Origin of the sequence: Flavobacterium subsaxonicum WB 4.1-42 = DSM 21790, assembly GCF_000422725.1 — a bacterium.
GTDB lineage: Bacteria > Bacteroidota > Bacteroidia > Flavobacteriales > Flavobacteriaceae > Flavobacterium > Flavobacterium subsaxonicum.
The window spans coordinates 323,639-325,016 of sequence record NZ_KE383911.1; the positions used below are offsets into that span (position 1 = coordinate 323,639).

Annotated in this window: 1 protein-coding gene; it reads right to left on the reverse strand. The window is 49.2% G+C overall.

All coding sequences use genetic code 11. The annotated features are described in order from the left end of the window. The coding region (locus tag G509_RS23675; protein ID WP_483299126.1) for an Ig-like domain-containing protein at positions 1-1,378 on the reverse strand (1,378 nt) is incomplete at both ends.

Here is a 1,378-nt window from a genome sequence, read left to right on the forward strand (position 1 = left end):
CGTTATTGCTAAACGTGTGGCACTTTCGCAAGTGCCTAAAGTTAAGCTTGCGTAGTATGTCGTACCATCTACAAGTGTAGTGGTTGAAGCTATCGAAGTTCCTCCCGTTGCAGTGGTATAGAAAGTAACTCCCATTTCATTAACCTGAAGGTCTGCTACTGTTGGTGCATCCGCAAGACAGAAGTCCTGTGTAGCATCAGTAGTGGTCGGTGTAGAAGCATTGCCTACGGTTATGGTTATCGCAAGGCGCGTGGCGCTCTCGCAGGTACCGACAGTTAGTGAAGCATAGTAAGTCGTGCCATTCACAAGTGCCGTAGTCGGAGAAATTGCAGTTCCTCCTGTTGCAGCAGTGTAGAACGTTACACCTGTCTCATTAACCTGAAGATCAGCTACTGTAGAAGCATCTGCTAAGCAGAAATCCTGTGTAGCGTCAGTCGTGGTCGGAGTTGCAGCGTTGCCTACCGTTACGGTTATTGCTAACCTTACAGAACTTTCACAGGTTCCGACAGTTAAGCTTGCGTAATACGTCGTACCATCCACAAGTGCAGTTGTGCTTGGAACTACTGTTCCGCCAGTTGCAGCCGTGTAGAACGTTACCCCTGTTTCATTAACCTGTAGGTCAGCCACTGTCGGAGCATCTGCTAAGCAGAAATCCTGGGTAGCATCAGTGGTTGTTGGTGTAGCAGCGTTGCCTACCGTTACGGTAATTGAAAGGCGGGTTGCGCTTTCGCAAGAACCGACAGTTAAACTTGCATAATAAGTAGTGCCATCCACTAAAGCTGTAGTTGGAGCTATAGCAGTTCCGCCCGTTGCAGCCGTGTAGAAAGTCACTCCCGTTTCATTAACCTGTATGTCAGCCACAGTTGGCGCATCCGCAAGGCAGAAGTCCTGTGTAGCATCAGTCGTGGTCGGTGTAGCAGCGTTGCCTACCGTTACAGTTATTGCTAACCTTACAGAACTTTCACAACCTTGTGCATTTGTAAGTGATGCATAATATATTGTGCCATCCACTAAAGCAGTGGTTGGAGCTATTGCAGTGCCTCCCGTTGCAGCGGTGTAGAACGTTACCCCTGTTTCATTAACCTGTAGATCGGCCACAGTCGGAGCATCCGCAAGGCAGAAGTCTTGTGTAGCATCGGTAGTAGTCGGAGTCGCAGCGTTGCCTACCGTTACGGTTACAGCAAGACGGGTTGCGCTCTCGCAGGTTCCGACCGTTAAGCTTGCATAGTATGTCGTACCATCTACTAAAGCTGTGGCCGGAGCTATTGCTGTTCCTCCTGTTTCAGCCGTGTAGAAAGTCACTCCCGTTTCATTAACCTGAAGGTCTGCTACCGTTGGAGCGTCAGCAAGACAGAAATCCTGTGTAGCATCAGTAGTA